16 protein-coding genes and 1 pseudogene are annotated in these 13,244 nt (G+C 71.8%); 9 read left to right on the top strand and 8 right to left on the bottom strand.

Annotated elements, in window-relative coordinates; all coding sequences use genetic code 11:
* Window positions 1-46 precede the first annotated feature (46 nt).
* Window positions 47-844 (top strand): alpha/beta hydrolase family protein, encoded by a 798-nt coding sequence (locus OH804_RS28535; protein ID WP_406060645.1) that lies wholly within the window; start codon window positions 47-49, stop codon window positions 842-844.
* A gap of 80 nt (window positions 845-924) precedes the next feature.
* Window positions 925-2,112: an ABC transporter substrate-binding protein gene (locus OH804_RS28530; protein ID WP_196920301.1), complete on the top strand. Its 1,188-nt coding sequence runs from the start codon at window positions 925-927 to the stop codon at window positions 2,110-2,112.
* A 67-nt stretch (window positions 2,113-2,179) separates the two neighbouring features.
* On the opposite strand, the gene ddaH is transcribed toward OH804_RS28530, so the two are convergent.
* Window positions 2,180-3,013, bottom strand: coding sequence for a dimethylargininase (ddaH, locus tag OH804_RS28525; RefSeq protein WP_406060644.1), 834 nt, complete (start codon window positions 3,011-3,013; stop codon window positions 2,180-2,182).
* A 59-nt stretch (window positions 3,014-3,072) separates the two neighbouring features.
* Here ddaH and OH804_RS28520 point away from each other — a divergent pair, with 59 nt between their 5' ends.
* Together OH804_RS28520 and OH804_RS28515 are read left to right on the top strand one after the other, a co-directional pair.
* Window positions 3,073-3,537, top strand: coding sequence for an Lrp/AsnC family transcriptional regulator (locus OH804_RS28520; protein ID WP_030331732.1), 465 nt, complete (start codon window positions 3,073-3,075; stop codon window positions 3,535-3,537).
* Between the two features lie 72 nt (window positions 3,538-3,609).
* A complete protein-coding gene (locus OH804_RS28515) occupies window positions 3,610-4,566 on the top strand; it encodes a zinc-binding dehydrogenase (protein ID WP_406060642.1) in 957 nt (318 codons plus the stop codon).
* A gap of 7 nt (window positions 4,567-4,573) precedes the next feature.
* Here the strand turns inward: OH804_RS28515 and OH804_RS28510 are convergent, their stop codons facing one another.
* The 3 genes from OH804_RS28510 to OH804_RS28500 form a co-directional block, all read right to left on the bottom strand.
* Window positions 4,574-5,680 carry a T3SS (YopN, CesT) and YbjN peptide-binding chaperone 1 gene (locus OH804_RS28510; protein WP_196920304.1) on the bottom strand — a complete coding sequence of 369 codons (1,107 nt, stop codon included), beginning with the start codon at window positions 5,678-5,680 and terminating at the stop codon, window positions 4,574-4,576.
* 81 nt (window positions 5,681-5,761) lie between these two features.
* Window positions 5,762-6,028 carry a DUF6457 domain-containing protein gene (locus OH804_RS28505; protein WP_366333069.1) on the bottom strand — a complete coding sequence of 89 codons (267 nt, stop codon included), beginning with the start codon at window positions 6,026-6,028 and terminating at the stop codon, window positions 5,762-5,764.
* Window positions 6,025-6,747, bottom strand: coding sequence for a molybdenum cofactor guanylyltransferase (locus OH804_RS28500; protein ID WP_406066704.1), 723 nt, complete (start codon window positions 6,745-6,747; stop codon window positions 6,025-6,027). The genes OH804_RS28505 and OH804_RS28500 overlap by 4 nt, the downstream gene beginning before the upstream one ends.
* Window positions 6,748-6,920: 173 nt before the next feature.
* On the opposite strand from OH804_RS28500, the gene fdhD reads away from it, so the two are divergent.
* Entirely contained in the window at window positions 6,921-7,787 is an 867-nt protein-coding gene (fdhD, locus tag OH804_RS28495; protein WP_406060639.1) for a formate dehydrogenase accessory sulfurtransferase FdhD, read from the top strand.
* A 13-nt stretch (window positions 7,788-7,800) separates the two neighbouring features.
* On the opposite strand, the gene OH804_RS28490 is transcribed toward fdhD, so the two are convergent.
* Entirely contained in the window at window positions 7,801-8,517 is a 717-nt protein-coding gene (locus OH804_RS28490) for a GAP family protein (RefSeq protein WP_196920308.1), read from the bottom strand.
* Between the two features lie 193 nt (window positions 8,518-8,710).
* On the opposite strand from OH804_RS28490, the pseudogene OH804_RS28485 reads away from it, so the two are divergent.
* A pseudogene (locus OH804_RS28485) lies at window positions 8,711-9,142 on the top strand (DUF5753 domain-containing protein); the annotation flags it as partial.
* Window positions 9,139-9,333 (top strand): DUF397 domain-containing protein, encoded by a 195-nt coding sequence (locus OH804_RS28480; RefSeq protein WP_406066702.1) that lies wholly within the window; start codon window positions 9,139-9,141, stop codon window positions 9,331-9,333. The pseudogene OH804_RS28485 and the gene OH804_RS28480, both read left to right, overlap by 4 nt.
* 65 nt (window positions 9,334-9,398) lie before the next feature.
* Here the strand turns inward: OH804_RS28480 and OH804_RS28475 are convergent, their stop codons facing one another.
* The 3 genes from OH804_RS28475 to OH804_RS28465 all read right to left on the bottom strand — a co-directional run bounded on the left by OH804_RS28475 (window position 9,399) and on the right by OH804_RS28465 (window position 11,144).
* Window positions 9,399-9,716, bottom strand: coding sequence for a helix-turn-helix domain-containing protein (locus tag OH804_RS28475; RefSeq protein WP_406060637.1), 318 nt, complete (start codon window positions 9,714-9,716; stop codon window positions 9,399-9,401).
* Window positions 9,716-10,015: a type II toxin-antitoxin system RelE/ParE family toxin gene (locus tag OH804_RS28470; protein ID WP_406060635.1), complete on the bottom strand. Its 300-nt coding sequence runs from the start codon at window positions 10,013-10,015 to the stop codon at window positions 9,716-9,718. The genes OH804_RS28475 and OH804_RS28470 overlap by 1 nt, the downstream gene beginning before the upstream one ends.
* Before the next feature lie 85 nt (window positions 10,016-10,100).
* The gene (locus tag OH804_RS28465) at window positions 10,101-11,144 is read right to left on the bottom strand and encodes a DUF4192 domain-containing protein (RefSeq protein ID WP_406060633.1); all 1,044 of its coding nucleotides are present in this window, start codon (window positions 11,142-11,144) and stop codon (window positions 10,101-10,103) included.
* Between the two features lie 173 nt (window positions 11,145-11,317).
* Between OH804_RS28465 and OH804_RS28460 the strand changes: the two genes are divergently transcribed.
* Both OH804_RS28460 and moaA read left to right on the top strand, forming a co-directional pair.
* Window positions 11,318-12,232, top strand: a complete 915-nt coding sequence (locus OH804_RS28460; RefSeq protein ID WP_406060631.1) for a fructosamine kinase family protein — start codon at window positions 11,318-11,320, stop codon at window positions 12,230-12,232.
* A complete protein-coding gene (moaA, locus tag OH804_RS28455; RefSeq protein ID WP_406060629.1) occupies window positions 12,229-13,242 on the top strand; it encodes a GTP 3',8-cyclase MoaA in 1,014 nt (337 codons plus the stop codon). Before OH804_RS28460 ends, moaA begins: the two co-directional genes overlap by 4 nt.
* Window positions 13,243-13,244: the final 2 nt, after the last annotated feature.

The following is a 13,244-nucleotide window of genomic DNA, read 5'->3' as shown; positions in this document are numbered from 1 at the left end:
ACTCCCGGGGCCGAACCACCCGGGCGGGGCGCGCTACCGTCGCGCCATGCCTGTCGACCCGCGCGCCGTCTTGACCCGGCCCGCACCGGAGCCCGACCAGACGGTGGCGTACGGGGACGACCCGGATCAGGTGGCCGATCTGCGCCTCCCGCCGGGAACCGGGCCGGCCCGACCGCTGGTCGTCGTGCTGCACGGCGGGTTCTGGCGGGCCGAGTACGACCGGCGGCACACCGGCCCGCTGGCTGCGGCCGTCGCCGCTGCCGGTTACCCGGTGGCGCAGTTGGAGTACCGCCGCACCGGGCAGCCCGGAGGTGGCTGGCCGGGCACCCTGACCGACGTACTGGCCGGGGTGGCCGAGCTGCCGGCGCTGGCGGCCGAGGCCCTGCCCGGCCGGGTGAGCCGGGCCGCGCCGATCCTGGTCGGGCACTCCGCCGGCGGCCACCTGGCGCTCTTCGCGGCGGCCACCTCCCCGACGACGGTGAGCGGGGTGCTCGCGCTGGCGCCGGTGGCCGATCTGAGCGAGGCGTACCGGCGAGATCTGGACTCGGGCGCGGTCGCCGCGCTGCTCGGCGGCGGCCCGGCGCAGGTCCCGGACCGGTACGCGACGGCGGATCCACGGATGTTGGTACCGATACGAACACGCACAGTGGTTGTGCACGGTTCGGACGATCTCCAGGTTCCGGTGGAGATGAGCCGGGATTTCGTCGCGGAGGCGCGTGCCGCAGGTTCCGATATCTCCCTTGTTGAACTGCCTGGATGCGAGCATTTCGGGCTGATCGACCCGGAGGCCGTCGCCTGGCCTCACGTGCTTGCTGTGTTGCGGTCCTTGCACGATGATCACTAGCCATTGACGCAGCGTCGCGGACCAGGTAGAACGCCGGAGGGGCGGTGTTCGGCCCTGTAACGCTCCTTGGAAGGAACTCGGTGTCGCAGATGAATCGCAGGCGGGCGCTCCAACTGTTGGCCGCGCTCGGTACCACCGGGTTCGTCGCCGGGTGTGGCTCAGACAGTGACGCCGAGTCGACGGCCGACCGCAGCCCGATCAAGATCGGGTTGATCACGCCGCAGGCCGGTGGTTTCAAGAGCATCGGCGACGACATCACCAATGGCTTCCAGCTCTTCCTCGACCTGCACGACCAGCGGCTGGGCGGCCACCCGGTCGAACTGCTGACCGCCGACGAGGGCGACACCGCGAAGACGGGCAAGGCCGCCGTCGAGGGTCTACTCAAGCAGGGCGTGCTGGCGCTCACCGGCGTGGTCAACTCGGCGGTGATGGTCGGCATCAAGGACACCGTGGAGCAGGCCCGGGTCCCGCTGATCGGCTCCAACGCCTCACCGAGCAGCCTGCAGAGCGTGTTCTACATCTGGCGGACCTCGTACGTGCTCGACGAGGCCGGCAAGGCGCTGGGCCGCTACCTGCGCGAGCAACTGCCGGCGAACGGCCGGATCGCGATCATCATGCCGGAGAACGTCGGCAGCCCGGACGTCGTCCGCGGCTTCCGGCAGGAGTTCGGCGCGAGCGACTCCCGGATCCGCGACGCGGTGACCTACACCAACGCCACCTCCACCCCCGGCAAGACGACGTACTCCTCGGACATCACCAAGGCGCTGGCCAAGAACCCCACGGCGGTCTTCTGCTTCTTCGCCGGGGCGGCCGCTGTGGAGTTCATCAAGCAGCTGCGCGAGAAGTTCGCCGGGCCGATCTACGCACCCGGCTTCCTCACCGAGGGCACCGTGCTGGACAACCTGAAGGACAACGCGCTGGGCATCCAGACCGCGCTGAACTACTCGGCCGACCTGAACAACACCTCGAACCGGGTCTTCGCCTCGGCGTACCGCAAGAAGTACCAGGTCACCCCCACCACCTACGCGATGGCGTCGTACGACGCGGCGCAGGTGCTCGACCAGGCCATCCAGCTGACCGGTGGAAAGCCCACGCCCCAGCAGGTCAACCTGGCCCTGGGCAAGATCGGCCAGATCGACAGCCCGCGCGGCATCTGGCAGTTCAACCAGCCGCGCACCCCGCAGCAGAAGTGGTACCTGCGCGAGGTGCAGCGCGACGGTCAGGTCATGTCGAACGTGCTGATCAACGAGTTGGCCACGCTGGGCTGAACGCCCACCCGGAGCACGATTCGGGGCCGGTCTCCCACTGGGAGACCGGCCCCGAGACGTTCGCCTGTCAGTGCCGCAACTCGGCGATGCAGCACTTCACGCTGCCGCCGCCCTTCTTCAGCTCGGCCAGATCGACGGGGACCGGGGTGTACCCGGCCGCCTTGAGCTTGCCGGCCAGGCGGGTGGCCTCGCTGTTGAGCACCACGTTCGCGCCGTCGCTGACCAGGTTGAGCCCGAAGGCCATGGCGTCCTCGTCGTCGGCGATCACCGCGTCCGGGAAGAGCTGGGTGAGCACCCGCTGGCTGGCCGCGGAGAACGCGCCCGGGAAGTAGACGACGTTCGTGTCGTCGATGGCCGCGAGCGCCACGTCCAGGTGGTAGAAGCGGGGGTCGATCAGGCGCAGCGACACCACCGGGCGGCCCAACGCCTCCTGCGCCTCCGCGTGCGCCGGGATCTCGGTGCGGAAGCCGTGCCCGGCCAGGATGAGCCCGCCGTGCGCCTCCGGCACGTAGGCGAAGTCGCCCTCGCCCTCGTTGGTCTCGCTGGGCGCGATGAACCGCCAGCCCTGCGCCTCGTAGAAGGCGTGGTGAGCGGCGGCCTCGGCGGCCCGCTGCTCGTGCTTGAACCGGGCGCCGTAGACGCTGCCGTCCACCATGAAGCCGCCGTTGGCGGCGTAGACCATGTCGGGCAGGCCCTGCTCGGGGCTGAGCAGGTGCACCTCGTGGCCGAGGCCGACCAGCGTCTCGCGCAGCCGGTCCCACTGCTTGAGGGCCAGGTCCCGGTCGACCGGGGTGGTGACGTCCATCCACGGGTTGATCGCGTACTCGACCGCGAAGTACTCCGGCGAGCACATGAGATATGTCCGCTTTCGCGGGAAACGCTGCTGGTTCACGGTCACCAAGAGTAGGTACCGTGGAACTTTGAAAACAGCCACAAGTGTTGCTTCCCAGAGGCGGAACGTTGCAGATAGACGCGGTAGACCAGCGGATCATTGCGTTACTCGTCGCGGACGCCCGCGCGTCGTACGCGGACATCGGCGCTCGGGTGTCACTCTCCGCCCCAGCGGTCAAGCGTCGCGTCGACCGACTGCGCGCCACCGGCGTGATCAGGGGATTCACCGCCGTCGTTGACCCGGCCGCCGTCGGCTGGACCACCGAGGCGTTCGTCGAGCTGTTCTGCGCCGGCCGGACCACCCCCGCGCAGATCGGCGTGGCCGCCCGCCGACACCCCGAGGTGGTCGGCGCGTACACCGTCTCCGGGGAGGCGGACGCGCTCGTGCACCTGCGCGCCGCCGACATCGCCCACCTGGAGGCCGCGCTGGAGCGGCTGCGGGCCGAGTCCTTCGTGACGTCCACCCGCAGCACCATCGTGCTCTCCCGGCTGGTCGAATCGCCCGGCGTCGGCCCGTCCGCCGGCACCTCTTGACCTCAACCGAGGTTGAGGAGATGGACTGACCCCGAATGGGCGGACGGCCCATCGAGGCTGAGGGGGACTGTCATGCGGGCGATCTGGTTACGGGAGTTCGGCGGACCCGAGGTGCTGGTAGCCGGCCCCGCACCCGACCCGGTGCCCGGCCCCGGCCAGGTGCTGATCGACGTCGCTCACGCGAACATCACCTTCATCGAGACGCAACTGCGCGCCGGTCGCCCCGGCCCGTTCCGCCTCACCCCACCGCTGATCCCCGGCAACGGCGTCGGCGGGGTGATCACGGCAGTCGGGTCGGACGTCGACCCGGCGTTGACCGGGCGACGGGTGGTCAGCGCCACCGGAGGTTCCGGCGGTTACGCCGAACGCGCGGCCGTGGACGCGGCCGCGCCGATCGCGGTGCCGGCCGGGCTCGCGCTGGACGCGGCGGTCGCGCTGCTGGCCGACGGACGGACCGCCACCATGCTGATCGAGGCGGTCGGCGTCCGCCCAGGTGACCGGGTGCTGGTGGAAGCCGCGGCCGGCGGTGTGGGCAGCCTGTTGGTGCAGCTCGCGGCCCGGGCCGGAGCCCGGGTGATCGGCGCGGCCGGTGGGCGACGCAAGGTGGACCGGCTGCCCGGCCTGGGCGCCGAGCTGGCCGTCGACTACCTGCTGCCCGAGTGGGCCGAGCAGGTCCGCGCGGCGGTCGGCGGGGTCGACGTGGTGCTCGACGGGGTCGGCGGGCCGGTGGCCCGGGCCGCCTTCGACCTGCTCTCCCCGGGCGGCCGGATGGTCAGCTTCGGGTTGGCGAGCGGTGAGTGGTCCCCGGTGTCGGCGGAGGCCGCCACGGCACGGCAGGTCACAGTGATCCGCCCGGACGTGCCACCCGCCCGGCTACGGGCGTACACCGAACAGGCCCTGGCGGACGCGGCGGCCGGCCGCCTCCGACCGCTCATCGGCCAACGTTTCCCGCTGGAACGCGCCGCCGACGCGCACGCCGCCATCGAGGCGCGCGCGACGGTCGGCAAGACCCTGTTGGACGTGGCCTGACCGAGCCTCAGAGATACATGCCGGTGCGGTGCTCCGACTCGTCGCGTCGGACCGGCTTGTCACCCTCACCGAAGAACCGCTTGCCGCCGAACTCGCCGTGCAGACGGTCGTCCAACTCGTCGGCGAGACCGGTCATCACCTGCACCGCCAGCATCAGATGGGTCGCCTGGAAGTTGCGGCCGAACACCGGAATGGACGCCCAGACCGTGTCGTCGGCGCAGTAGAGGCGACCGATCGGCATCCGGTTCGTCAGTTCGGAGAGCTTCACGTAGAGCCGCTCGGTCGGCTCAACCTCGGTGAGCACCGGGGAGAAGACGTCCACCAGTGGCGGGTTGTCCCGCACCCGCACGAAGACCATCGCCGAGCCGGCGCGGATGGTGATGTCGCCGTCCGAGTCGATCTGCAACCGGTCGGTGTCCGACTTCAACATCGTGGAGACCACGGTACGGACCCGGTCGGCCAGGTCGAGCACGTCGTCCCGCTCGACCTGCGCGGCGGCCGCCTCGGCCAACGCCTCCTCAAGGTCCGCCTCGACGTCGGCGTCCGGACCGAACTCGCTGCGCGCGGTGCCCAGCGGCTCCACGGCCAGCGGCTCGCCCTCGGCGTCGTGCACCAGGTAGACGAGGAACGCCGGGTGCGGAGCACCGTAGACGTCCCGCAAAGTGCGGGAGAGCAGTGTGGCGACCTGGGTCGACTCGGCCGTCGTGGCGTTCAGACCGAAGGAACCGCCGGAGCCGGCGACCACCCCGGGCGGAGACCAACCGAGCGCGACCATGTCCGCCACCGCACCCCGGTCCAGCCGGTAGCCCGCCGGCAGGGCTGCGTTCCCGACCGCGCGGGCGGACAACACCCGGTCCGCGTCCACGTCGACGCTTATCGAATAGACGGCGTCCCCGGTGCCGGAGGCGGTGGGGTCCAGTGTCACGTCGAGGTGCGCGCCGACGGGAAGTTCCCGCAGCCGTACGGCGAGCGCCCGGGCGAACTCCCGCCACGCCTCGGTCACCTTCGCCCGCAGGTCGGTGGTGCTGGGCTCGTCGAGCAGGATCGATTCCGCCGGCTCAGTCGAAGCGCCGGGCAGCTCACCGTGCGGCGCCGAGGGGTGGTCAGCCGTCATGATCGCCTCCGTCCGTCACGATCACCCTACCCACGCCGCCCGGAGGTCGAATCAGCCCGGACCGGGATCGGACAGCGGCGCTCAGGGGGCCGTGGGGTCCGCGGGCTCGGCGTCCAACCCGACCGGCCAGGCGCCCGCCAGCGCGCTGAGCCGCGCCGCGGCGTCCGCCGGCTCCGCGCCACGGCCAACCGCCAACCCCATGAGGTACGCGGTGACCGGTGCACCCGGACGCAGCACCTGGTGGGCGACGTCCCGGGCCAGGTCCAGCACCGCCGGCACCGGCACCGCGGCCGGGTCCAGGTCCAACTCGGCGCAGACCGCCGTGACCCAGTCGTCCATCACCGTCATCGCGCCCACTCCTCCGCCCGGCGTACGTCCTCGTCAGTGTCGCAGTCGAACCACGGCGGCGGGCCCTCGCCGGACCAGGCCACCTCCCGTACGACGAGACCGGCCAGCAGCGCCCGGACCGGGGCTCCGGCCAGACTGCCGCCCCGCTCGACAGTCAGCCGGTCCACAGCCGCCCGCAGCGCGGCGACCCGCCAGACACCGCAGAGCGACTGCCGCCGCCCGTCCCCGTCCACGAAACACACCCCGTCGGGTCTCCGCTCGCCGTCGCCGGGGCCGCTGCGGGCCGGCGATGCAGAGCCGCCGTGGGCCGGAGCGAGGCCGCTGTGGGCCGGCGATGCCGGAGCAGAGCCGCCACCCGCCGGTTCGGTGTCGAGGGCCTCCCGGTCGAGGTGGTTCAGCAGGTCGCCGATCGCGGCCCGGGTGAGCAGCGGCAGGTCGGCGGCGAGCAGCGCGACCACGCCGACGTCGGGATCCAGCAGTGCCAGGCCGGCCGCCGCCGCGGCGACCGGGCCCCCGCCGGGCGGGTCCTCCCGGACGACCAGCACACCCGCCGGCACGGCGTCGGCCGCGCCGACCAGCACACGCGGCGTCGCATCGGTGACGGCGGTCAGCACCCGGTCACGCATCGGCCGGCCGCCGACCGGAAGCGCGGGCTTGTCGACCCCGCCCATCCGTCGGGCGGCCCCACCCGCGAGCACCACGGCGGCGTACGTCCCCATCCGGCCACCGTAGCCGTGCCGCCGCTCGGTCGCGCCGACCCTGCCGGCCCGACCCCTCGCCCCGGTGATCATGAAGTTGTCGCTCGACACGCCGACGACACGCGCGGACAACCTCATGATCAACGCGCGGGGTTGGGGGTGGGTGGGGTCGGGGTGGGGTGGAGGATGGCGGGATGGGACGGGCAACTGATCGACGGGGCGTACTCCGGATCGACCTGGACGCGGCGACCGCCGGGCGCGGTTCGGTCCGCCGGCCGGACACGCTCGCCGTGGAGGAGCCGCTGGAGATCCGGGTCGGCGCGGCCGGCCCCGGCAAACGCCGGCCGCTCGCCGTCACCATGCGCACCCCCGGCGACGACCTGGACCTGGCCATCGGGTTCCTGCTGACCGAAGGGCTGATCAGGTCGACCGACGACGTGCTGACCGCGCAGCTCTGCGCCGGCGCGGAGACACCGAACACGTACAACGTGGTGGACGTGGTGCTCGCCCCCGGCGTACCGGAACCGACCACCGACCCGTCCCGGAACTTCTACACGACCAGCTCCTGCGGGGTCTGCGGCAAGGCCAGCATCGACGCGGTACGCACCCGGTCGCTCTTCCCGGTCGCGGCCGATCCGCTCAGCGTGCCGGCCGCGCTGCTCGCCGAACTACCCGACCGGTTGCGCGCCGCCCAGCGCGGCTTCGACCGGACCGGCGGGCTGCACGCGGCCGGCCTGTTCACCCCCGACGGTGAGCTCGTGGTGCTCCGGGAGGACGTGGGCCGGCACAACGCCGTGGACAAGGTGATCGGCTGGGCCGTGCGGGAACGACGACTGCCGCTCGCCGGGCACCTGCTGCTCGTCTCCGGGCGGGCCAGCTTCGAGCTGACCCAGAAGGCGTGGATGGCGGGGTTGCCGCTGCTGGCCGCGGTGTCCGCCCCGAGCACCCTCGCCGCCGAACTGGCCGACGAGGCGGGAATGACACTTGTCGGCTTCCTGCGCGGGCGGACCATGAACGTCTACACCGGGCCGCACCGGATCACTGTGGAGCAGCCAGCCTGACCCGAGCGGCCCGTCATCGCCCGATCCGGTCGATCAGGTCGAAGAGGGAGAGCCGTGCGGCAGCGTCGCGGGCGATCAGGAAACCGGCGATGCCGAGGATCCAGCCCAACGCGCTGCCCGCCTTCGTGACGATCCAGGTGTTCAGGCGGGCCAGCACCGGCTCGACCAGTCGCGGGCGCGCCACCCGGGCACCCAGCAACAACACCGCCGGCAGCACCATGACCAGGCAGTATCCGGTGAGCAACCCCACCACGCTGGCCGCTCCCACCCCCGAGGTGGCCAACAGGCCCACCGCACCGAGGTACGGGAGCATGGTCGCCACCTCGGCGAGCGCCGCGAGCAGCGCCAGCCCGACCAACCAGCGGGCCGAGGAGTCTCCGGCGGTGGCCCGGTCCCGCCAGCGCAACACACCACCGGTACGGGGACGCCGCTTGCCGTCGTAGCGGAAGCTGAGCGCCAGCATCCCCACGCCCAGGACGAGTTGCGCCCAGAGGACACCACGGTTGTCCAGGGCGCCACCCAGCGCGTCGCCCAACGTGCTGCCGCCCCAGACCAGCAGCAGCCCCACAGCGAGGTAGAACGCCGCGATGGTGGCGAGGTAGCCCAGGATCCGCCGGACGTTGACCGGCCCGGGGGCGAGCAGCAACCAGACCGGGATGAAGAGGGTGCCGATGCTGGTGCTGTCGATCAACGCCAGCCCGGCCAGCGACAGCAGCAACTCGGGGGTCATGTCGTACCAACACGGAGAACAGCCACGAGATCAATTCTCTGGCGGCGCTGGCCCTGCCGCGTCGGCCGTGGACAGGAGCAACGCGTACATCCTTCGACGGAGGGCGACGCCGGTGGTACCCGCCCCGGGCGATCGACCTCGGGGGACGAGGGATCAGCGCCGGGGCGGGAGTCGGCGGGGCTATCGAGCCTTGACCCAGCCGGTGAAACGTTCGGTCAGGCCCTCCGGGGCCCACGTGGAGACGCGCCTCCGCCGCCAGGCCGCCGTGTTCGACCGGCCTCGGCCACCGTTGAGTGTCTTCGTCATCGACGAGGCCGCGCTGCGTCGGGGAAGACCCGACATCATGGCCGACCAGCTCGACCATCTGATCGCGCTCGCCGAGCGGCCGGCCGTGATGATCCACGTCCTCCCCCTGACGGCCGGTTTCCACCCCGGCCAGGCCGGGCCGTTCGTCATCGCCAGCACGCCGGACGGCGGCGACGTCGGCTACCTCGACGACCAGGCGGCCGGACGCCTCAGTAATGACGTTGCTCCACTCTGGGCGGTCTGGGATAGCGTGAGGTCGTTAGCGCTACCGCGAGACCTGACCATCGACCTGATGAGGGCGCGAGCATGGATGACCTGACCGGCGCCCGTTGGCGCAAGAGCACCCGCAGCAGCTCGAACGGCGGCGCGTGCGTCGAGGTGGCCGACAACCTGCCCGGTGTCGTGCTCGTCCGCGACACCAAGGACCGGGACGGCGGCACGTTGACCTTCGAGCCGACCGCCTGGGCGGGCTTCGTCGGGCTGGCAAAGAAGATCGGCTCCGTCGGCTAGGTCTCGCCCTGTCGCAGGCTCACCCCGTCACTCTCTGAACCGCGATCGACTCGAGAAACCGCCGGCTATGCGGCTACGATCTCGGCGGCACCTCGGGAAATCTTTACGTCGAACTCCATGCCGGTGCCCTTGGAGAGCTTGACGAGGGTCGCGATCGACGGCGGCTGGTCGCCTGATTCCAGTCGCGCGATGACCGACTGGGTCATTCCCACCTTGCGAGCGAGCGCGGTCTGGGTCAGCTGGTTCTCAGTACGGTACTTCACGATACGGAGCGCAACCTCGCGCGCGAACGCTGTCCGATCCCACTCTGCGCGGAACACCGGGTCCTGACGACTGGCATCGCCGATGACCTGCTGCGAGGTCTTGAGCTCGGAAGGTTTCATCACTCCGCCTCCACGTCCTTGATCCTTCGCTCTGCGGCTGCGACGGCCCGGGCGAAGTGCCGCTGACTGACGCTGGCTTCCGGGCCGATGGCGCCGACCACGAACGCCTCACCCACCTGGGTGTAGAAGACACGCCACCGGCTACGCCCCCCACGTGGGCGTAGCTCACGCAGATTGTCGGCGGTTCGGATCTTGCTGGAGTGCGGGTAACCCAGGTTGGGTCCGAGGCTCTCCAGCTTTTCGACGGCGTGTCCGATTGCCGCCTGCTCGATCGCGGATATGGCTTGCAGCTCGGTCACGGCCTCTGGGTGATAGAAGACTGACCAGAGCCGACTATAGCAGAATTGCGATACGGCTGCTGCGGAGTCTCCGGCATCTGGCTCGTCAGCGGCGGCCACGTCGACTCCGTTTGCGGGGGCGGATGACCCCGGGCATCCCGACCGACGGCCAGCCGTCCAGCTCGGCCGGGGGCACGCCGCGCCGGAGCAGGTCGTCCAGCAGCAGGGCGAGCGAGTAGTCGGGGTGCAGGTCGAGCGTGCGTTCGAGAGCGACCGCCGCCAACGCGCCCTGTCCGGCGCGCCAGGCGGCGAACGCCAGCAGCGCGCCGGGAGCGGCGGCCACCTCCGGCTCGGCGCGGCGCAGCACGTCGGTCCAGAGGGCGATGTCCCGGTCCCGGCCGTCGGTGCGTTCCCACGCGTGATCGCGCACCGGAAGGTGGGTCATCAGCAGGCTCAACCAGGCCACCTCGTCGTCGTCGAGCCGCTCACCACGCCGCTGCCGACGCTGGGCCTCGCGGACCGCCGCCACCCCGGCAGCGCGCAGCGCCCGCGCCCCGAGCAGGTCACTCTCGGGCGCCTGCTCGATCAACTCGGCCAGTCTCAGCTCGGCGCGGGCGGTGGCCGCGCGGGCCGAGTCCCGGGCCGGGCCGTCCACCGGCGCCACCTGCGCCACCAGGGCGGCCCGGTCGGGGAGTGCGACCTGACCGGCGAAGACCGCCGAGGCGGTCACCCGATTGACGGTCGGGTCATAGCGGCGGCCCTCGGGTGGACAGCAGTCGGGCTCGGCGCAGAGATAGGACCACCAGCGGCCGTCGGTCACCCGCAGCGCGTCGAGCACGTGCAGCCCGAGGTCGTTCAGCGCGTCGCGCACCGCGTCCACCGCCGGGGTGACCCGCTCCGGTTGCCCGTAACCCACAACTGTGGCGGCCTCCGCGCCCTGCCGGCGGATCACACCGGCCAGATGCCCGGCCAGCCCGCCCGTATCCGTCGGGTCGGGCAGGTCCGCCCGGGCGGCGAAGATGATCTGCCGGCCGACCAGCGCCACGGCGACCACGCTGTCGGTGGGGTGGAACCCGAGGAGGTACGGCACGGCGGCGATCAGGTCGGCTGGTGAGCGGACGGCGAGCTGCGGGCGTTCGGTCGAGGTCATGTCGGAAGCCTGCGGTGGGGGCATCTGGCCCTGCCACCCCTGTGGATGACACGCGACTTATCCACAGTTACTGAACGTGTTTTCCCTGCTCACGCCACACCTACGAGTGCGGAAAGAGCGCCGATGTCGTCGGGCGACACCTGGCTGTCGTAAGGAGCGGTTACCGTGCGCTGATGGACCTGGCGTACCTGCGCGCGCATCCGGCACACCTCCCGACCTTCCGGACCCATCAGCGGCTCCGGGAGACGCCGGTGGCCGGTGGCGACATCTGCGCCGCCGCCCGGCTCACCCTCGACGACGGCCACTCCGTCTTCGCCAAGTCCTGGCCGGAGGGCGCCGACCGACCGGCGCCGGAGGGCTTCTTCGCCGCCGAGGCCGCCGGCCTGCGCTGGCTGCGGGAAGCGGGCACTGTCGGCGTACCCGAGGTGATCGTGGTGTTGCCGGAGCTGCTGGCGCTCGACTGGGTGGAGCCCGGCGAACCGACGCCGGAGGCCGCGGAGCGCTTCGGCCGGGAGTTGGCCGGGCTGCACCGGGCGGGCGCGACCGCCTTCGGTGCCAGCTGGCCCGGGTTCATCGGCTCGCTCCCTGCGGACAACACCCTCACCGACGGGCGCTGGTCGACCTGGTTCGCCGAGCGCCGCCTCGCCCCCTACCTACGACGCTCGGTCGACGGTGGCGCGCTGACCAGCACCGATGCCGCTCTGGTCGAGCAGGTGATCGGTCGCCTCGACGGGCTCGGCGGCGACGAGCCGCCCGCGCGCATCCACGGCGACCTGTGGCCGGGCAACGTGCTGTGGGGGGTCGACGACCGCGCCTGGCTCATCGACCCGGCAGCGCACGGTGGGCACCGGGAAACGGATCTCGCCCAGCTCGCGCTCTTCGGCGGTATCCCCCACCTGGATCGGGTGCTGGCCGCCTACCAGGAAAGTTGGCCGCTGCCGGACGGCTGGCGTGACCGCGTGCCAGTGCATCAGCTGCATCTGCTGCTCGTGCACACCGCACTCTTCGGTGCCAGTTACCGAGATGTGGTCGTCCAGACCGCCCGTGCCGTCCTGGGCCGGGCCGAGCGCGCTACGGTCGACAGGTGAGCGCCGCCCCGGGGACCGACGGCGTCCTCGTCGACCGGTATGGCCGCGTCGCCCGGGACCTGCGCGTGTCCCTCACCGACAAGTGCAACCTGCGCTGCACCTACTGCATGCCGGCGGAAGGTCTGCCCTGGCTGGCCGGCCCCGAGCTGCTGACGGACGAGGAAATCGTCCGGCTGGTCCGGGTGGCTGTCGAGCTGCTCGGCGTGACCGAGGTGCGGTTCACCGGCGGTGAGCCGCTGATCCGAGCCGGGCTGGTCGACATCGTGACCGAGGTCGCCGCCCTCGCACCGCGTCCCCGGGTCTCGCTGACCACCAACGGCATCGGCCTGGACCGGCTGGCCCCGGCGTTGCGGGCGGCCGGCCTGGATCGGGTGAACGTCTCACTGGACACCCTGGACCCGGACCGGTTCACCAAGCTCACCCGCCGCCCCCGCCTCGACGCGGTGCTGGCCGGGCTCGCCGGGGCGGCGGCCGCCGGGCTCAGCCCTGTGAAGATCAATTCAGTGCTGATGCGTGGTGTCAACGAGGACGAGGCGCCGGCGCTGCTCCGCTTCGCCCTCGAGCACGACTACCAGTTGCGGATCATCGAGCAGATGCCGTTGGACGCCCAGCACGGTTGGGCCCGCGACACAATGGTCACCGCCGAGGAGATCCTGGCGTCCCTGCGTACCGTGTTCGATCTCAGCCCCGACCCGGCGGAGCGTGGCGCGGCACCGGCGGAGACCTGGCTGGTCGACGGCGGCCCCGCCCGGGTCGGTGTGATCGCCAGCGTCACCCGCCCCTTCTGCGGGGACTGCGACCGCACCCGGTTGACCGCCGACGGCCAGGTCCGCGCCTGCCTCTTCGCCACAGAAGAGTCGGATCTGCGCGCCGCGCTGCGCGCCGGCGCGGACGACGACGAGTTGGCCCGGCGCTGGCGTACCGCGATGTGGGGCAAGCGCGCCGGGCACGGCATCGACGATCCCACCTTCCTCCAGCCGACCCGCCCGATGTCCGCGATCGGAGGCTGAGC

Origin of the sequence: Micromonospora sp. NBC_00860 (genome assembly GCF_045207375.1) — a bacterium.
Classification (GTDB): Bacteria; Actinomycetota; Actinomycetes; order Mycobacteriales; family Micromonosporaceae; genus Micromonospora; species Micromonospora vinacea.
The sequence above is the reverse complement of the archived record's forward strand: the minus strand, read 5'-3'. Positions and strand labels throughout refer to the sequence as shown.

Excerpts from the sequence above, each read along its gene's own strand:
- OH804_RS28535 (WP_406060645.1), top strand. The coding sequence starts at position 47 with ATGCCTGTCGACCCGCGCGCCGTCTTGACCCGGCCCGCACCGGAGCCC.
- OH804_RS28515 (WP_406060642.1), top strand. The coding sequence starts at position 3,610 with ATGCGGGCGATCTGGTTACGGGAGTTCGGCGGACCCGAGGTGCTGGTA.
- OH804_RS28510 (WP_196920304.1), bottom strand. The coding sequence starts at position 5,680 with ATGACGGCTGACCACCCCTCGGCGCCGCACGGTGAGCTGCCCGGCGCT.
- OH804_RS28505 (WP_366333069.1), bottom strand. The coding sequence starts at position 6,028 with ATGACGGTGATGGACGACTGGGTCACGGCGGTCTGCGCCGAGTTGGAC.
- OH804_RS28500 (WP_406066704.1), bottom strand. The coding sequence starts at position 6,747 with ATGGGGACGTACGCCGCCGTGGTGCTCGCGGGTGGGGCCGCCCGACGG.
- fdhD (WP_406060639.1), top strand. The coding sequence starts at position 6,921 with ATGGGACGGGCAACTGATCGACGGGGCGTACTCCGGATCGACCTGGAC.
- OH804_RS28490 (WP_196920308.1), bottom strand. The coding sequence starts at position 8,517 with ATGACCCCCGAGTTGCTGCTGTCGCTGGCCGGGCTGGCGTTGATCGAC.
- OH804_RS28475 (WP_406060637.1), bottom strand. The coding sequence starts at position 9,716 with ATGAAACCTTCCGAGCTCAAGACCTCGCAGCAGGTCATCGGCGATGCC.
- OH804_RS28465 (WP_406060633.1), bottom strand. The coding sequence starts at position 11,144 with ATGACCTCGACCGAACGCCCGCAGCTCGCCGTCCGCTCACCAGCCGAC.
- OH804_RS28460 (WP_406060631.1), top strand. The coding sequence starts at position 11,318 with ATGGACCTGGCGTACCTGCGCGCGCATCCGGCACACCTCCCGACCTTC.